The following is an 18,190-nucleotide window of genomic DNA, read 5'->3' on the forward strand; positions in this document are numbered from 1 at the left end:
ATTTCCGTGTTATTGCATGAATATTTTATACTTATCTGTGTAATCTCTGATAGCAGAGATAGTATTTCTTTACCTTTTTGGACAATAATGAGATGTTCAGCATGTCCGATGCTTCGGCAATATTTTTGATAGTACCGTCTTTGTAGATAATGTCAATACTGTCATCTGCCGGGTCATACATATTCTTTTCGATGCTGGGGGTAGAGACAAAATAGTTCGCTTCGGAAAGGGTTATGCCTAGTTGCTGGCTGATGTGCAAAGTTAATTCTTTTTTTCTGTCCTCACTAATAGGTTCCGACGAAATTTCCACTTTAAAGATATTTCGGTTTATCATTCCCGTGCTTAAAGTAGAAAGTACCTTGTCTGTATGGGTGCTCCACACTTTCAAGGCTGTCCATATATCATTGTCGTCTAGCTGGATAAAATTCTCCAGACAGTCGGGATTGTTATAAAACTCCGTAGGATTGATATCATTGTAAAGGAAAAAACGCAATGCGGGTGATGCAAACAGTTCCACTCTTTGGGAAGCTAATTCTTTGGCACGTAATAGAGTACTAATCAGCATCTTTTCGTATGCGACGGATGTCTTATGCAGGTATACTTGCCAGTACATCAAGCGACGTGCCGTGAGGAAATTCTCAATAGAATAGATCCCTTTGGATTCGATAACGAGTCGGTCATCCGCTACATCAAGCATTTTGATAATTCGGGCGGAACCGATGTTTCCTTCTGTCACGCCTGTATAAAAGCTGTCACGGCGAAGATAATCAAGTCTGTCCATATCCAACTGACCGCTTACGAGTTGATGTAGAAAGCGTTTCGGATATTCGTCCTTGAAGATTTGGATGGCAAGACTAAGCTGACCGTTCATCTCTTTGTTCATCCGTTCCATCAGCATGAGGGAAATCTCTTCGTGGGAGACTCCTTTTACTATAGTATCTTCCAGTACATGTGAGAAGGGACCATGTCCTATATCATGTAACAGGATGGCCGCCTGTACAGCTTCCGCTTCGCTGTCAAAAATAAAATTACCTTTAGAAGCCAGTTGGGTGATAGCTTCACTCATCAGGTGAAAAGCACCTAAAGAGTGTTGGAAGCGGGTGTGTTGCGCACCGGGGTATACAACAGATGATAATCCTACCTGCTTGATGCGGGTAAGACGCTGCAAAAGGGGATGCCGTACTATATCGTACAGTAACCCCTTTGGAATATTGATGAACCCGAATACGGGGTCGTTAATTATCTTTCTTTCGTAAGGCATTCGTTTTCTTTAGAGATCCTTTTTCTCTTTTCAGAGAATTGCTTTGAGTTGTTCAGCCATTTGCGCCTGTACTTCTTGTGCGGCGGTGCGGGCAGCTTCTGCAAATTTCTCTGTTTTATCTACGTAGATGATACCACGTGAGGAATTAACAATTAATCCGCATGTACTGTTCATTCCGTATTTACAAACTTCTTCGAGCGAGCCGCCTTGTGCTCCTACACCTGGTACGAGAAGGAAATGGTTCGGAACAATTTTACGAATATCTTCGAAAGCACGTCCTTGAGTGGCACCTACCACATACATCATACGGTCGTCACTAGCCCATTCTTGTGATTTACGTAATACTTTCTCGAACAGACGTTCACCGTTTACATCTTCTGTTAGTTGGAAGTCATGTGAACCTTTGTTGGAAGTCAATGCCAACAGAATCACCCATTTACCTTCATAGGTAAGGAACGGAGTAACGCTGTCTTCGCCCATATAAGGAGCTACCGTTACAGAGTCGATATTAAGTTCTTCAAAGAAGGTGCGGGCGTACATTGCAGAAGTATTTCCGATGTCACCACGCTTTGCGTCAGCGATGATGAATTGGTCCGGATAATTATCTTTGATGTATTTTACTGTCTTTTCAAATGCGATCCATCCTTTTACGCCCATGCTTTCATAGAAAGCTAGATTGGGTTTATAGGCGATGCACAAATCAGCTGTCGCGTCAATGATGGCCTTGTTGAATGCAAAGATCGGATCTTCTTCTTTCAACAGATGCTCCGGGATTTTCTTGATGTCAGTATCAAGTCCTACACAAAGGAATGATTTTTTGCGCTTTATGTTTTCAAATAATTGTTGCTTATCCATCTTATTATTTACTATTATACAATTTACTATTGACTATTTCTAAGAAATCATTCTCAACTATCAACTCTTCATTTTTCTAAAGTTCGCTTTCTTTCAAGCGTTCCGCGTTTTCTGCTACGATCAGGTGGTCGATACAGTCTTGAATATCCCCGTCCATGAATGCAGCAAGATTATAAATCGTGTAATTGATGCGATGGTCGGTGATTCGTCCCTGTGGATAGTTGTAGGTGCGGATTTTAGCAGAACGGTCTCCGGTCGATACCATTGTTTTACGCTTGGAGGCAATGTCATCGATGTATTTCTGATGTTCCTTGTCATAGATAAATGTACGGAGACGGGCCAAAGCACGTTCCTTATTTTTCGGTTGGTCACGTGTTTCGGTACATTCAATAAGTATTTCTTCGGCAATGCCTGTATTCGGGTTCTTCCAGATATAACGCAGACGTACTCCGGATTCTACCTTATTTACATTCTGTCCACCGGCACCACCACTTCGGAAAGTATCCCATTTGATTTCTCCTTCGTTGATGACTACATCGAATTCTTCAGCTTCGGGAAGTACCGCCACTGATGCGGCAGAAGTATGAACACGTCCTTGTGTTTCGGTAGCAGGAACGCGCTGTACGCGGTGTACTCCCGATTCATATTTTAAAATTCCATATACATTATCGCCCGTGACACTACAAACAACTTCTTTGAATCCTCCTGCTGTTCCTTCGTTTGCATTGGAGACTTCCATCTTCCAACCTTTGGTTTCACAGAATTTGGCATACATACGAAAGAGGTCACCGGCAAAGATAGCTGCTTCATCACCTCCTGCACCACCACGGATTTCAAGAATTGCGTTCTTGCTGTCTTGCGGATCGGCAGGGACAAGCATCAGTTTGATTTCTTCTTCCAATACCGGAAGGCGCTCTTGACTATTGTCCATTTCTTCTTTCGCCATCTCGCGCATTTCGGCGTCCGATTCATTAGCAAGGATATTTTTAGCTTCTTCAATATTACCCAGTAATTGGATATATTCTTTCCTTGCTTTCATCAAGTCGTCTAATTCCTTATATTCTTTAGTCAACTTGACGTAACGTTTCTGATCGGCAATCACTGCCGGGTCTGTGATAAGGGTAGATGTTTCTTCAAAACGGGCTACGAGTCCGTCTAATTTTTCTAATATGGTACTGTTATCTGCCATTCTTTAGTATCTAAATTCTCCGAATTCGCTCTTAATGATTAATTCTGTTTGCTCACATGCTTCAACACGTCCTACAATCTGTGCCGGGATAACGAATGACTCGGAAATAGCAATTACTTCTTCTGCATGTTCCGGTGATAAATAAACTTCGAGGCGATGTCCCATATTGAATACCTTGTACATTTCTGCCCAGTCCGTACCACTTTGTTCTTGAATAGTTTTGAATAAAGGAGGAACAGGGAAAAGATTATCCTTTACTACACGAACGTTTTCAACAAAGTGTAAAACTTTGGTTTGTGCACCACCGGAGCAGTGCACCATTCCGTGGATTTCCGGGCGCAGTGCATCGAGTAATTTCTTCACTACTGGTGCGTATGTACGAGTAGGGGAGAGCACTAACTTGCCTGCATCAATTGGAGAGTCTTCTACACTGTCTATCAATTTTAACTTGCCGGAGTAAACTAATTCTTCAGGAACTGCGGCATCATAGCTTTCCGGATATTTTTCAGCAAGATATTTTCCGAATACATCGTGACGGGCACTTGTCAAACCATTGCTGCCCATACCGCCATTGTATTCTTTTTCGTAAGTAGCTTGTCCGTAAGAAGCCAAACCAACGATCACGTCACCCGGACGAATATTGGCATTGTCGATAACGTCTGAACGTTTCATGCGACAAGTTACGGTAGAGTCAACGATGATCGTACGAACCAAGTCGCCGACATCAGCAGTTTCACCACCGGTCGCGTATACCCCTACACCCATTTCACGGAGTTCGGCCAGCAATTCATCTGTTCCATTGATGATGGCGGAGATTACTTCTCCGGGAATCAACAGTTTATTACGTCCAATGGTAGAAGAGACAAGAATATTGTCTACGGCACCTACACAAAGCAGGTCGTCGATATTCATAATCAATGCATCCTGCGCAATACCTTTCCAAACGGACAAATCACCCGTTTCTTTCCAGTACATATAAGCGAGAGATGATTTGGTTCCGGCACCATCGGCATGCATAATATTGCAATATTCCGGGTCACCTCCCAATATGTCCGGGATAATTTTGCAAAACGCTTTTGGAAAGATTCCTTTGTCGATGTTCTTGATGGCGTTGTGCACATCTTCTTTTGATGCGCTTACTCCACGCATCATGTATCGTTGATTACTCATGAGTTATAGAATTATATTGTATACGGCTGCAAAAGTACAGCTTTTTTTTGGTACAGCCTAGAAAAACAGTCAGGTAAATTCCGGAGTAAACTTTCGATTATCATACGGCTATGCGTGTAAAGCCAAGATTATAATGCATATTTTATATGTTCACTCCAGATTGAATCAATCAGTTTTCCGACTGTGGCATGGCACCTTAAACTATATTCACTGATGTTTATATTGTACTTTTCAAGCAATGCTTTTCTTAAATCAGCATACTGAATTTCTGCAACATAGAAACCTGTATTAAGTGTTATTAGTTTTCCCTTGCAGAAAGGGCGAACGAAATTGAATACATCATTTTTAGAACTGAACTTTCTCTTCTTTTGAGCTGGCGGAAGTGTATTGGGAATTATAGAAGTCTTTCTTTCCCATATTGCATTAACAAGATTTCCTATGGTAAATAGATTACTGATTGCTTTCTCACTATATGTTAATTCATAATCTTTATCTAAGATTTGAATTAAAGGATATATACGTAAACCTGCAGTGATGATATTGGTGTCAAGAGTTATTAAAGATCCTGTACATAAACTTCGAACCAATCCAAATACATCATTCTTGTTCTTGAATGCTTTGTTTTTATTTGAATTTACTACAGACGAATTTCCTGATGCCATATTTGTAGATCTGTTGACAGAAGGCGCTTCTTGTTTGGGTACGATAGGCTTTGATTGAGGTTGTGTTTTGACTTTTTGCTCTGCTAAAAGATCCTCATATTCTTTCTGTACTTTTCTAGCTTTAGTTTGTTCATCGGACAGGCGTTTTTGTAATTGTTTGTTTTCTTCTATAGAACACAATAAACGCTTCTCTTTATCGCGTAAATCATTTTTTATTTTTTCATTTTCTCTTGTGCTTTCTATTATGGAAAACTCTAATTCTTTGATTCGAGAATCTGATTCTTTATTTAGGATTTGCATCTGCTTGATTTCAATCTTAGCTTTTTGTATGGCAGATTCATTCTTTTTTAAATTCTCATTCATACTATTGCAATCTTCGGTAGCCTGCAAAAGAGAACGTTGCAATCGTTGATTTTCGATTTCTAAATTACTTTTTATGGTCTGCAGTTCGCTCACCATATTTATACTACGCCAATTGGTTCGCGCTACAGACAATTGTTTCTCATCCAATTGATAAGTGTCATTTCCATCAATGTAGTATAATATAGGAAAAGTCCAACCACATCTGCTGCAAAAATTAGAAGATATTGACACTTCCTTATCACATATAGGGCATATCTTGGTTGTATTTCCTATATATGTTTGTTTTTCAAATATTTGGTTGACTACATCTATTTGTTGTAAAGTCAAACGTTGACAGTCTTTTGCCAAAATGCTGATTTCTTCTTTTATCTTTTCCTTCTTTGCTTCAGCCTCTTTCTCTTGTCTAAGCTTTTCTTCTTCCCGTTGTTTTTGGGCAATATCTTCTTTGACTTTATTAATGGCACGGAGCAAATCTTTTAATGCATTTTGGGGATTTTCTTGATAATCGATATAATCTAATGGACGTATCAGAAGTTTAAATTTTTTGTTGTACTGGCAATTATCTATTTTTACAGGAATGATTGCTTTTTCTCCATCCAAAGCTTCGAATATTTCGCCCGCAGTCCATATCGATTCATTTGAATGTTTGGAGGATATAAATATGAGCATCTTAGATTCAGCTATTGCGCCTGTGATAATTTCAATGAACTCTTGTCCACTGTAAATTCCGTCTTTATCGAACCAGTAGGTAATACCATTTTCATCGAATACATTTTGGATTTCCGCTATGGCATTACCAGGTATTACATTGTAGTTTTCATCAACGTAATCTCTGCGTGAATAGCTTATAAAAACATCGTATTTGTATTTCATGTTATATTGTATTTACTAAAATGTGACCTCTGATTTATAGTGCGAATATACTCTTTTTGAGTGGAATAAAGAATAACAAAGAAATATTTTGTGAAAAAAAAGACGACATAAAGTAGTGTTCGATATTAGTACTTAAAATAGTTGTTGAAAATTTGATAATTAATTGATTCTCTATTGAAACAGATACTTGATTATTTCCAAGCGAATGCTTTAAGATTGCATCACGAATATAATGATTTAATGCTGTAAAATGACATTTGTGATTAAATGGAAAATAAATGTACTTTTCTATTAGAAAACCATGCTTATCTGGGCCATCTTTTGTAAAATGTGAGGTGGATATAAATAAAAATAGTGGGAAAGTTTCTTCTTTTCCCACCAGCTAAAGATTTATTTATATTGCTAAGTATCTCTAAATGTAAAATATAAAGATCGATTTAGCCTCTTTTTAGAATTCTACCTTCGGAGCCTTCTCACTTCCTTCTTCTGCTTCAAAATATGCTTTCTTATCAAAGCCGAACATTCCTGCAAAGATATTTTTGGGGAAACGGCGGATATTGGTGTTATAAACCTGTGCAGCATCATTGAAATTTTTGCGCGCTACATTGATACGGTTTTCAGTTCCTTCCAGTTGAGCCTGTAATTCCAGGAAGTTTTGATTAGCTTTTAAGTCCGGATAATTCTCGGTAATAGCTAATAACTTGCCCAGTGCTGATGTTACAGCACCTTGTGCCTTTTGGTATTGCGCCAACTTTTCTGGTGTCAGATCGGCAGCGTCCACTTTAATTTGAGTTGCTTGGCTACGTGCGGCAACAACTCCTTCCAATGTTTCCTTCTCATGTGTTGCATATCCTTTCACGGTGTTTACCAGATTAGGAATCAAGTCGGCACGACGTTGGTATTGAGTTTCTACATTTGCCCATTGACCACTTACATTCTCGTCCATAGTAACCAGACCGTTATATACACTTACTGCCCATATGACAAGGATAGCCACAACGGCTAAGATGATAATAATTGACTTCTTCATGTTTCTTGTTTTTATTGAATTTGATAATTTGTTTTCTACTTATTTTCTTTAGAAACGAGAACCGGCGCCGCCGCCACCGCCCATTCCTCCGCCAAAGCTGCCTCCGCCAAAGCTGCCTCCACCGAAACCGCCTCCGCCTCCGAAACTACCTCCGCCGAAGCCTCCAATAAATGGACCACCTCCGCCACCTCCCCGGTGGTGGTAATCATTATCATAACTTTGTTGGCGGCGTATGATGGTATGTCCGCAGTTTCTACATGTATAGGTAACATCCTCGGTTTTCACCCCGTTAATTCGGGATACGACAGCACTTCCGCTTCTCTGTAATTGATGTTTACCACAATTCGGACAACGGCTTTGTTTGCGTGCCGAAAAGAAAGCAAGACCTCCGCCAATAGCAATAAAACAAAGAATGGCAAGAACAAAATCAAAAGAACCACCGCTGTTCGAATCGGAGAGAGCATCATTTTCCATAGAACCGTCAAGCCGCTGACAAGTCGCTTTTAGGCCGGCCACCATTCCGGCATCCCAATTTCCGTCTTTCAGGTAAGGAATCATATATCTGGTTTGAATCCTTTTACAGATCGCATCGGGGAGCACTCCTTCCAAACCATAACCGGTATAAAACTGGATACAACGTTGATCTGTAACCAACAAAATAACCAATCCGTTATTTTTATCTTTCTTCCCTACACCCCATTTATTAAGTAACTGATGGCAGAAGTTGAAACAATCTTCTTCTCCGATTGATGGAACTACGGCAACCACCGTTTCAATTCCTGTTTGTTGTTCCAAGGCATAAAGCATGGAGTCTATACTGTCACAAGCTGCCTGTGAAAGTATGCCGGCCGGGTTGCAAACATATTGCATTTTGTTTTGCAGGTGAACTTTCGGGAGGTTGTCCACCGTGTATACTTTCTCTTGAGCTTGTAGTGGGAACAGAAGAAAAGTAGCTAGTATAAAAGTCAATATTGATTTCATAACGATTATTTTACGTTTGCAAATATAGAAACTTTTTCTGTTATGAATCTAAAACTCCTTGTTATAATAGGTTTAATGAATGTATCGCCCGACGAATGCACGGACTCGGTCGGTGTATTCCTGTTTATTCTCTTTGTATGAAACTGCATGAGCCGCTCCCGGCACAATCCATAGTTCTTTGGGTTCCGGTTTGGCTTCGTAGAGCGAATATGCCATCCAGGTGGGTACATACGTATCTTTATCCCCATGAATAAACAGCATCGGAAGCTGTGATTTGGCTACTTGTTTCAGTGAGGAAGCCTCTTTGAAATTCCATCCATATTTCTTTTCGCAGAGCCAGCTTGTGGTATACATTAGTGGAAAAGGAGGAAGGTGGAAACTGGCTTTAAGCTCATGTGAGAATTCGTCCCATACGCTGGTGTAGCCGCAATCCTCAACAAAACATTTAACAAATGGCTTCTGTTCCTCACCGGACACCATCATGGTTGTCGCACCTCCCATTGAAATGCCGTGTACAACCATTTGTGTACTATCTCCGAAAATTTCATTGGCAATGTTCATCCATTGCAATACGTCCCAACGGTCTTTCCATCCCATCTGGATGGCCGGGCCTTCACTTTCTCCCTGATGTTGCAGGTCGGGAAGTAATATGTTATATCCTAAATCTCGATTATACAGATAACCAATCATAAACATACGGATAGCATTATCTGTATGTCCATGCACAATGACGGCTGTCTTACTGGTGGGTTGCGGAGCAGCAACATAATACGCATGAAGTTGTATTCCGTGCGGATTGATGATGAAAGTATCTTTCAATGCATCCACTTGTTTCAGGCTGTCCACCCATGGACGTAGGAAAGGGTAGTTTCTATACATGAAGGGATAAGAGTCAGCATCTTTAGACAAAATCTTGGCATTCGGAGTCAATGAAAAGTTTAACATATAAAAACTTCCTCCGATGGTGCAGCCGGTCAATGCCAGCATGATAATAATGATGCTATATACAACTTTTCTCCTCATAAAAACTCTCTCTAATCCTTATTTATGCCATATCTCCCATGCGGCAAATGCCTGGAGCAGCAGCATTTCCAGACCGTTTTTAACAACAGCCCCTTGTGCTTCTCCTTTTTTCATGAACAGTGTAACATTCGGATTATATAACAAATCGTAGAGCAAATGGTTTGGAGTCAGTAGCTCATAAGGAATATTAGGGCAGAAATCTACCTTAGGAAACATACCTACGGGAGTACAGTTGACGATGATTGTATATTCTGCCATAATTTCGGGAGTCAGCTCCTCATAAGTCAGCATATCATCGGCTTTGTGGGTGCGTGATACGAATATACTTTCAATACCCAGGTTTTTCAGCCCGTGGTAGACGGCTTTGGAAGCTCCGCCAGTACCCAGAATCAATGCTTTTTGGTGATGAGGCTGCAATAAAGGTTGAATGGATTGAGTAAATCCGATGATGTCGGAGTTGTAGCCAACCAGTTTGACTTTTCCTTTCTGCTGGCGGATGATTTTAATGACATTCACTGCACCTATCTTTGCGGTATCACGGTCGAGTTCATCCAAAAAAGGAATCACTTGTTCTTTGTAGGGGATAGTCACATTAAGTCCGCATAAATTGGGATTCTCTTCGATAACTTCCATGAAGTTATTAATGCTGGGAATTTCAAAATTCACATACTCTGCATTGATACCTTCGGATTTGAATTTCTCATTAAAGTATCCGATAGAAAAAGAATGTCGCAGAGGGTAGCCGATTAAACCATATTTTTCCATAATCATTTATTGCTTAGTTGGGTTATTGGGTTTACTTTTTAGAAGACGTACTATTTCTTTTACTTTACCGTCAGGGTATTTGTCTTTATAGTATTCCGTCAAATCTTCGTATATCCAGAAATTATAAGGGCGGCCGATAAAGATATTGAAAGTGTTAGATGACTTCTCGCCGTCAATGCCTAATTTCAATTTTATATGGTTGTATATTTGGTCGTCAGGAGGAATAAGTCTGCAAGTTTTGGCTATTTCAGTCGTTATTCCATACATACCGTGAGCTTCTGCTTCTTCGATTGCGAATTCTTTTTCTGTTATAGGAAAGCCATCAGAGTTGAGTAATGTATATGTACCGGAGTTCTTTTCCTGAATAGATATACTGTATGATTCTCCATTGGTATAGGGAGATTTACTCTCTAAATCGGCTTTTATTTTTTCTTTAATTTCATCCGTTTCTACATCTATGCCATATTCTATGGCAACGATATCGAATTTCTGTTCAGATTGAGAGGGGGGTCTGGTAATTACTAAACCTTGTTTCTGGTCAATTTCTTGTCCGTTCAGGCAGAATTTCCGGTCGAATACGGGTTCTTTCTTTGATTTCCAGGTCAGTTTACTGGAAAAAGTGATGACAGATGGTTCTTTTCCATCATTCCAGTCTATTTCTACTTTCTCATTATCGAATGTATGATCGCCATTGAATTCTCCGAAAGTCAGATAATATTTTCCGTCTTTGCTTACTCCTGTTTGCAGACCTGTGAAATAGGCCATATAAGCTCTGGTGCGTTCGTTTAGCGGAGCATCTTTTTCGTAAGTCTCCCCTTTGTAGATCGCTTTTATTCCTTGATTGGCAATAGAGCCTTTGGTGAGTGGATTCAGTAAGTCATTGCCTTGAGCATCCTGTACTGAAATGTAAAGAACTATGGGAGCAAAATCCCATATTAGGTCATCTCCTCCATTGTTTGCCGGATCACAAGAGGTGAAATTGATACAACAAAAAATGCAGAGTAGAAATAGTCCAATTGATTTTGTTGTTTTCATAAGGTTACATTATTAGGTTATTTGGTTGCGGTATAAAGAGTGCAGATACCAAAGGTCAGCCGTTTGAAGTTGACTTCGCTAAAACCGGCTCGGGCGATGACTCCTTTCATGACTTCCCCTTGAGGAAATACTTTGATGGTGTCCGGCAGATAGCGGTAGGCACTGTTATCTTTGGATAGAAGCTTACCCAATAATGGAATGACGACTTTAGAGTAGATGGAAAACAGTTGTTTCATCGGGAAGCGGTCCGGAGTGGTAAGTTCCAGAATAACAAGATGACCGCCCGGTTTCAGTACGCGGCACATCTCGGAGAGCCCTTTGTCGAGGTCTTCGAAGTTGCGGATACCGAAAGCTACAGTAATAGCGTCAAAATCATTGTCGGCAAAAGAGAGTGAAGTGCAGTCCTCCCGGGCAAAAGATATTTTATCCGACAGTCCTTCCTTTTTTACTTTTTCACGTCCCACATTCATCATACCTTCCGAGATGTCCGTGCCGATTAGTTCGGCAGGTTGCAGTTTGCGGCAGGCGAGGATGGCAAAATCCCCTGTACCGGTCGCTACATCCATCATTCGCTGCGGTTGAAAAGGGTGTAACCAGGCAATAGCTTTTTTGCGCCAGCTGCGGTCGATACCTAAAGATAAGGTATGGTTCAGCTTGTCGTAGGCATGTGCGATGTTGTCGAACATACGTTCCACTTGCTCGGTCTTTTTTCCTTCTTCGTCGTAAGGCTTGATATGTTGTTGCGGGTAATCCATTTTTTAGTTGATAGTTGATAAATGATAGTTGATAGTTGAAGAAGATAGTTGATAAATGATAGTTGGAAGATGACAGAGTTAATAGTTATATGCGATAAGCTGCATATTAACTATCATTTATCATCTATCAACTATCATTTATTATCTGTCATTTATCGCTTATCAGCTGTTCAAAAAAGTTTCGACGTTTTTGAATATACGTTCAGCGATATTGCTAGTATCTTCTTTCACGAATTTCTCACCGGTGATGTTTTCGAACAATTCGATGTAGCGGTCACTGATACTTTGTACGATAGCCGGAGTCATTTCCGGTACTTTCTGACCGTCTTTGCCTTGGAAGCCGTTTTCCATCAACCATTCGCGAACGAATTCTTTAGAAAGTTGTTTCTGCGGTTCGCCTTTTTCGAAACGTTCCTGATAACCTTCAGAGTAGAAATAGCGGCTTGAATCCGGAGTGTGGATTTCGTCCATCAGGTAGATAGTGCCATTGTGCTTACCGAATTCGTATTTTGTATCTACGAGGATCAGTCCGCGCTCTGCTGCGATTTCAGTACCGCGTTTGAAGAGAGCTAATGTATATTTTTCGAGAATTTCATACTCTTCCGGAGTAGCCAGTCCTTGTTTTAGGATTTCTTCTTTAGAGATGTCTTCGTCGTGCAATCCCATTTCAGCTTTCGTAGTCGGAGTAACGATGGGTTCCGGGAATTTCTGGTTTTCGCGCATTCCGTCCGGCAACTTCACGCCGCAAATTTCGCGTACGCCGCTTTTGTAAGTACGCCATGCGCTACCACACAGGTAACCGCGTACAATCATTTCTACCGGAAAACCTTCACACAATACGCCTACCGTTACCATTGGGTCCGGAGTAGCCATTTTCCAGTTCGGACAGATGTCAGTAGTGGCATCGAGGAATTTAGCTGCAATCTGGTTCAGCATTTGTCCTTTGTAAGGAATACCTTCAGGAAGTACTACGTCAAAGGCCGAAATACGGTCGGTTGCTACCATGACGAGTTTTTCGCCGTTGATGTTGTACACATCGCGCACTTTTCCGTGGTACACGCTTTTCTGTCCCGGAAAGTTGAAATCTGTTTTTGTTAATGCTTTCATTGTCTTTATTATAATTACAAATTACAAGTTACAAATAACAAGTCGCAATAGGATTCCGAATCTAAAGACGATTAGTCTTTGGCCAGTTTCACCGGACGTTCGCCGTTGATAACCAGTTGTTCGTTTTTCCGTTTCTCCCGTTCGGCTTTCGCTTCTTTGTCGAATTTTTCGTAAGCATCCACGATACGTTCCACCAGTTTATGGCGTACGATATCTTTTTTATTCAGTTCAACAAAACTGATACCTTTCACTCCCTTTAAGATGCGGAGAGCTTGCACCAATCCCGATGTTTGTGAAGCGGGGAGGTCAATCTGTGTCATGTCTCCCGTCACAATCATTTTGGTGTTCATACCCATACGGGTGAGGAACATTTTGATTTGCTGTGTGGTAGTATTCTGGGCTTCGTCCAAAATGACGACCGCATCATTCAGCGTGCGTCCGCGCATAAAGGCTAACGGGGCAATCTGGATAATGTTCAATTCCATGTATTCCTTTAACTTGGCAGCAGGTATCATATCTTGCAGGGCATCGTATAAAGGTTGCAGGTATGGGTCGATCTTATCTTTCATGTCGCCGGGCAGGAAACCGAGCTTTTCTCCGGCTTCTACGGCGGGGCGGCTAAGGATGATTTTTTTGATTTCTTTATTCTTCAATGCACGTACGGCGAGGGCGATAGCGGTGTATGTCTTTCCCGAACCTGCCGGACCGATGGCAAATACCATATCATTCTTGGCGAATCCTTCTACCAGTTTCAACTGGTTTTCACTTCGGGGGATGATAGGTTTTCCTGTGACACTGAACACAATCACGTTTCCTGTCTGTTCCGCTTGCGGAGCATTTCCTTTTATAATGTCAATGATAACTTCTTCTTTCAGTGAATTATATTCGGCGCAGTACTTTTCAAGTTTGGTGATATTTTCTTCGAAGGCACACATTTCTTCCTCGTCGCCCAGCACTTTGATGACATTGCCTCGGGCAACTATGCGTAGCTTTGGATATAAAGCTTTAATTAACTGTATGTTGGCGTTGTTTACGCCGTAAAAAATAACCGGATCAATGTCCTCAAGAACAATCAGCTTCTCTATCATTAAGTTGTATTAAAGAAAAATTTCTGCAAATTTAATGAAACGTTTTGGATTCTCTGATTGTTTGGAGGTGAATTTTACTGCAATTTACATTCATCTTCCGTTCATCGGGCAGTAATATGGAAACAACCTTGCTTCAGTTCGTATTTGATATAGCATTTTTCAGCTTGTCGTAGATCTCTTAAAACTTCGGATAGAACAAGTTTCAGTGTGTCGGCACTCACGTCCTGCATAGGGCGACCGTCTTTATCTTCCACTTTCTTAAAACGTTTCCAACTAACATCAAAAGTAGCCCCGAAACAATGTGCCGAGTTGGCGGAGGCATTTCCATTGCGACGGCGGAGACGTTTCACATCGTTTTCAGTACGTAGTACGGAGGTGATGATTATCTGATTGGGATTCAGCCCTTTGGCAGCCAATGAATCGAGAAAATTGGAGCCAATTGTATCGAGCAATGCGCTGGCACGTGGAACGAGGTAGGGAATGGAATGTGTCAATGAATCCACTGCATAAAATTCATTATCAGTGATATGAGTCAACTTTTCTTTCATAGCTTCCGCTTCTTCTCGGTCTGCCAGCGGGCTAATACCTATCTTTTTAGCGACTTCCAGATGTGCATCGTTCAAATCTGGGAAAGAACGTTTGTAACTGACAACACCACGAATGTTGTGCGGCTTGTTCAATTTCAGTGACATGTCTTTCTTTTTGCAGCTTGAAGTAAGCGTTGTAAGCCCAATAACAAGTAAAAATAGCGGTAATATGCGAAGCTTGTAAGTAGTCATTTTGTATTTTTTGCCCGCAAATATACGCTATTTTTTCATACGTTCTATGCTTTGCATTATTTTCCGCCTCATATCTTTTATGGGTCACTCTAAAATATTTTCCGGTATTTCCGGATGGGTATCAAGAGTGCCTATAATGGTATAGTCCGTGTTGTCTATTGTTGTCTTCAGCGTTGGTATTATCAAATAATCACTTCTAGTAAGAGCCTTGTTAATCAGTTGCTCCCAATCTACCTTTAAATATCTTTGTATAAGATTGACAACAGCATTTACACTTGTAACTCCATCAAATAGTTCAAATCTTAATTTGTGAGAGGTGGGAGGGGTTGATGCATCTGTGAAATTTCCTTGTTCGTCAGATGCATAATTTAATGTTAAATAAGGTATGGGGTATGTAGGAGACGAGTTGCCGGAACCATTTTCTAATTTGACTGAAAAATCGTATGTTCCTTTGGCTATCGGAGTAGGGGATAGTTCGTGTTGAGAATAATTATAATGGAAGAAATAACAGTCTTTTGCTTCATTGTTGATCAGATAGACCGCAGTACCATTGGAAAGTGCCGGATGATTGCTTTCTTTTATTGAATACGCCAGATAGGCGTCTGTAATTTTAATTTTTAAGTCGACAGTTTCGTTGGTGATATTGTCCTTTACGCTTACCTTTGTTTCTCCTTTCTTTTTGGGATAGACTAATAAACTTCCCATTCCTGTGGAACTGGATAAATCTACACTTATACTCAAAATCTCTGTTCTTTCTACGGTTACAGTGTAGTCTCTGTTTCCGCCTCTAATCATAATATTGGTTGCTCCTAGCAAGGGTCGTTCATAATATTCTTTTTCGAAAGATAAGGGATATATTTCTTTTTCATCGTCATTACCGCAACTAAAAAGAAAAATGGTACAAAGAAATGACAGTAGCGCTCCAAGTAAATGTTTTGTCTTCATGATTATTCTGTTTTATAGTTTAGCAGGAGAGATATAGTTGTATAAGTTCCTGTGTTGATGTTGGAGACAAATATATGGATTTAATCAATATAATTAATTAAATGTTATATTTATTTCCTGCCATCAAGCAATTTTCATACATTTGTGACTGCTTATCAAAAGAATAGGTTGTTTTCCCACTAAACATAACACACATGAAAACAGATTTCGATTACAATTCTATGCCCGTCAGCTTCGCTCATTGCTTGAATGGACATTGTTTGCGTGCGGACAAATGTCTGCGTCGACAAGTAACTCTCCGGATGCCGAAAGAACGGGCTGCTGTAACGGTTATCAATCCCGAACATATCACTTCCGATGGCGGAGACTGCACTTACTTTATTGATGAAAAGCCTTTGCTTTTTGCACGGGGAATGAAACATATATTGGACCGTGTGCCGCTTGCTGATGCCAACATTATCAAACGACAGATGATTTCCTATTTCGGTAAGACTGTTTATTACCGTTGCTGCAACAAAGAACGATTGATTAAACCCAAAGAACAGGAATATATACAAGGACTTTTCCGTAAGAGGGGTGTTGCCGGATCACCTCAATTTGACGAATACATAGAATATTATGATCTTGGTTAAGGATGTTCGCTAGTTCCGGTAGTCCCATATATTGTGGGAAAGTATTCTCATAAAATTCGGGAATACTTTCCCGCAAAATAGGGGAATCTTTTCCCTCCAATCAGGGAATTTTTTCCCATAATATATGGGACAAAGCGGGCCTATGATGAAAGTAAGAAGAAGGTGTGTGCTTCCATTTATTTAATGGCAATTCCGGTATGAGAAATGCATGATGATAAGTATGAGAAATACCGGTTATTTACGACTTTTCAGGCAAAATAATATGAGAAATACTTTTCAATAAGGTATTTCTCATATTATATATTGTTGATTAGTAGATTATTAATTAAATCTTATGAGAATATGAGAAATGAAATTGCCAAATCATTTCTAGTGTGGCTAAGGTTAGATCACTGTGTCTTTCAGCCATTTTCCGAAAAAACGGTCATAGACAATATAGCCTTCTGATGTATTATATATCAGCTCTTTATTTAGTAAGGACTTCAGTGCCACATTAACGCTGCTGGGCGTTTTTAGATGATGCCTTTTGATGAAGTCATTGGCATTTATACTTTTTATACAGCCTTCTGTGGCAATAGCTTTCAATAGATCCACTTGATTGTTGGTTAGTAGTGTCAGGTTACTTTGGTATATGGTTTCCTGTTCATCTAAAATGTCATTTATACAGCTATCTACCAGTCGGTTATCAATAGGGTTGATTTTTTTCTCATGCAATCGGTTGAGTATGCTTTGAATATACCAAGTGTGTCCGTTTTCAAGTTGGTATAAGTAGGAGAATGTTTCTAACGGTAGCTCTCTTTTTTCTTTGGCAAAGAATGAGTGTGCGAACGAATAATAATTCTCCAACGGAATCTCCTTTAACACAATAATTTGGGTACTTTGATAAAAAGGTCGTTTTGCTGAACTGAACATTTCTTCCATTACATGTTTTTTACTTCCGGAAAATATAAAGTGTACATTTGGCATGAATTGGATATGGGAACGGAGCAATGCTTCTATACCTTTTTCCGGGTATTCTGTAATCTGTTGGAACTCATCAATGGCAAGGTAACAATGTTTTTTTGAGGCTGCTATATAGTCGAGCACTTCTTTTAGTGTCTGTTCGGCATGGGCGGGAACAAAGTCCAGAGTTACGGTAGGCATGCCGCTTCTTTCGTCAGCACTGATTATGGGACGGCAAGATTTGAAGAAAGCGGTCATTTGACGGAGTACATTTTGGGACAGGGTATCCAATTCTCCGAGAACATTTTGAGCAAGCAATTGTATGAATGCCTTTAAGTCGCGTGTGGGATAGATATCCATGTAGAAATAGGCGGTATTCGGATTCTTTTCCTGTTTCATCCGGTAGAATACATTTTTGATGAGTCCCGTCTTTCCCATACGGCGAGGGGATATTAATGTCAGATTCCGCCCGTTTTGTAAAGCTGAAATCATTTTATCAGTTTCTTTTTCCCGGTCACAAAAGTATTCCGGACTGTTATAACCGTACACAAGGAATGGATTATATGGTTTCATATCTTATTTATATCTTTCATGTTACATGTTTTATGTAATACAAAGAACGTAATAATTGGGGAATATTCAAAGACTTTTTTTATTTATGTGTATATAAATAGTGCGCTGATGAAAGAACAATCATTTTCTTTTATCAGCGCACTATTATTTGTCGGAGCAGGA

The 18,190-nt window shown here is 40.2% G+C and carries 18 protein-coding genes; 1 reads left to right on the forward strand and 17 read right to left on the reverse strand.

Annotated elements, in window-relative coordinates; all coding sequences use genetic code 11:
• Positions 1-31: 31 nt before the first annotated feature.
• From BSCG_RS18810 to BSCG_RS18740, 16 genes are all read right to left on the reverse strand, one after another.
• The gene (locus BSCG_RS18810; protein ID WP_008775458.1) at positions 32-1,261 is read right to left on the reverse strand and encodes an HD domain-containing protein; all 1,230 of its coding nucleotides are present in this window, start codon (positions 1,259-1,261) and stop codon (positions 32-34) included.
• Positions 1,262-1,291: 30 nt separating this feature from the next.
• A complete protein-coding gene (gene pyrF, locus BSCG_RS18805) occupies positions 1,292-2,116 on the reverse strand; it encodes an orotidine-5'-phosphate decarboxylase (RefSeq protein ID WP_004304532.1) in 825 nt (274 codons plus the stop codon).
• A 76-nt stretch (positions 2,117-2,192) separates the two neighbouring features.
• On the reverse strand, positions 2,193-3,305 hold the full coding sequence (gene prfA, locus BSCG_RS18800) for a peptide chain release factor 1 (RefSeq protein ID WP_008775459.1): 1,113 nt from the start codon (positions 3,303-3,305) through the stop codon (positions 2,193-2,195).
• 3 nt (positions 3,306-3,308) lie between these two features.
• On the reverse strand, positions 3,309-4,475 hold the full coding sequence (locus BSCG_RS18795) for an AIR synthase related protein (RefSeq protein ID WP_032849421.1): 1,167 nt from the start codon (positions 4,473-4,475) through the stop codon (positions 3,309-3,311).
• Between the two features lie 128 nt (positions 4,476-4,603).
• Entirely contained in the window at positions 4,604-6,373 is a 1,770-nt protein-coding gene (locus BSCG_RS18790; protein ID WP_004308543.1) for a TIR domain-containing protein, read from the reverse strand.
• Positions 6,374-6,407: 34 nt separating this feature from the next.
• Entirely contained in the window at positions 6,408-6,752 is a 345-nt protein-coding gene (locus BSCG_RS29615; protein ID WP_130060920.1) for a hypothetical protein, read from the reverse strand.
• Between the two features lie 69 nt (positions 6,753-6,821).
• A complete protein-coding gene (locus BSCG_RS18785) occupies positions 6,822-7,403 on the reverse strand; it encodes a LemA family protein (protein ID WP_008775461.1) in 582 nt (193 codons plus the stop codon).
• A gap of 48 nt (positions 7,404-7,451) precedes the next feature.
• Positions 7,452-8,384, reverse strand: coding sequence for a TPM domain-containing protein (locus BSCG_RS18780; RefSeq protein ID WP_004308545.1), 933 nt, complete (start codon positions 8,382-8,384; stop codon positions 7,452-7,454).
• A 72-nt stretch (positions 8,385-8,456) separates the two neighbouring features.
• The gene (locus tag BSCG_RS18775) at positions 8,457-9,407 is read right to left on the reverse strand and encodes an alpha/beta hydrolase (RefSeq protein WP_032849422.1); all 951 of its coding nucleotides are present in this window, start codon (positions 9,405-9,407) and stop codon (positions 8,457-8,459) included.
• An 18-nt stretch (positions 9,408-9,425) separates the two neighbouring features.
• The gene (locus tag BSCG_RS18770) at positions 9,426-10,172 is read right to left on the reverse strand and encodes a shikimate dehydrogenase family protein (protein ID WP_004304542.1); all 747 of its coding nucleotides are present in this window, start codon (positions 10,170-10,172) and stop codon (positions 9,426-9,428) included.
• 6 nt (positions 10,173-10,178) lie between these two features.
• Positions 10,179-11,207, reverse strand: coding sequence for a hypothetical protein (locus tag BSCG_RS18765; RefSeq protein WP_008775464.1), 1,029 nt, complete (start codon positions 11,205-11,207; stop codon positions 10,179-10,181).
• Positions 11,208-11,224: 17 nt separating this feature from the next.
• A complete protein-coding gene (gene ubiE, locus BSCG_RS18760) occupies positions 11,225-11,962 on the reverse strand; it encodes a bifunctional demethylmenaquinone methyltransferase/2-methoxy-6-polyprenyl-1,4-benzoquinol methylase UbiE (RefSeq protein WP_004308553.1) in 738 nt (245 codons plus the stop codon).
• Positions 11,963-12,124: 162 nt separating this feature from the next.
• A complete protein-coding gene (locus BSCG_RS18755) occupies positions 12,125-13,069 on the reverse strand; it encodes a phosphoribosylaminoimidazolesuccinocarboxamide synthase (RefSeq protein ID WP_004301731.1) in 945 nt (314 codons plus the stop codon).
• 71 nt (positions 13,070-13,140) lie between these two features.
• Positions 13,141-14,157 (reverse strand): PhoH family protein, encoded by a 1,017-nt coding sequence (locus BSCG_RS18750; RefSeq protein ID WP_004301740.1) that lies wholly within the window; start codon positions 14,155-14,157, stop codon positions 13,141-13,143.
• Positions 14,158-14,258: 101 nt separating this feature from the next.
• Positions 14,259-14,936, reverse strand: coding sequence for a DUF5715 family protein (locus BSCG_RS18745; RefSeq protein WP_008775465.1), 678 nt, complete (start codon positions 14,934-14,936; stop codon positions 14,259-14,261).
• 84 nt (positions 14,937-15,020) lie between these two features.
• The gene (locus tag BSCG_RS18740; RefSeq protein ID WP_008775466.1) at positions 15,021-15,881 is read right to left on the reverse strand and encodes a hypothetical protein; all 861 of its coding nucleotides are present in this window, start codon (positions 15,879-15,881) and stop codon (positions 15,021-15,023) included.
• Between the two features lie 194 nt (positions 15,882-16,075).
• On the opposite strand from BSCG_RS18740, the gene BSCG_RS18735 reads away from it, so the two are divergent.
• Positions 16,076-16,513, forward strand: a complete 438-nt coding sequence (locus tag BSCG_RS18735; protein WP_008775467.1) for a DUF6078 family protein — start codon at positions 16,076-16,078, stop codon at positions 16,511-16,513.
• Positions 16,514-16,897: 384 nt separating this feature from the next.
• Here BSCG_RS18735 and BSCG_RS18730 read toward each other — a convergent pair whose 3' ends face one another.
• Positions 16,898-18,028: an AAA family ATPase gene (locus BSCG_RS18730; protein WP_008775468.1), complete on the reverse strand. Its 1,131-nt coding sequence runs from the start codon at positions 18,026-18,028 to the stop codon at positions 16,898-16,900.
• Positions 18,029-18,190 lie beyond the last annotated feature (162 nt).

The sequence above is a fragment of the Bacteroides sp. 2_2_4 genome (assembly GCF_000157055.1).
GTDB classification, from domain to species: Bacteria; Bacteroidota; Bacteroidia; order Bacteroidales; family Bacteroidaceae; genus Bacteroides; species Bacteroides ovatus.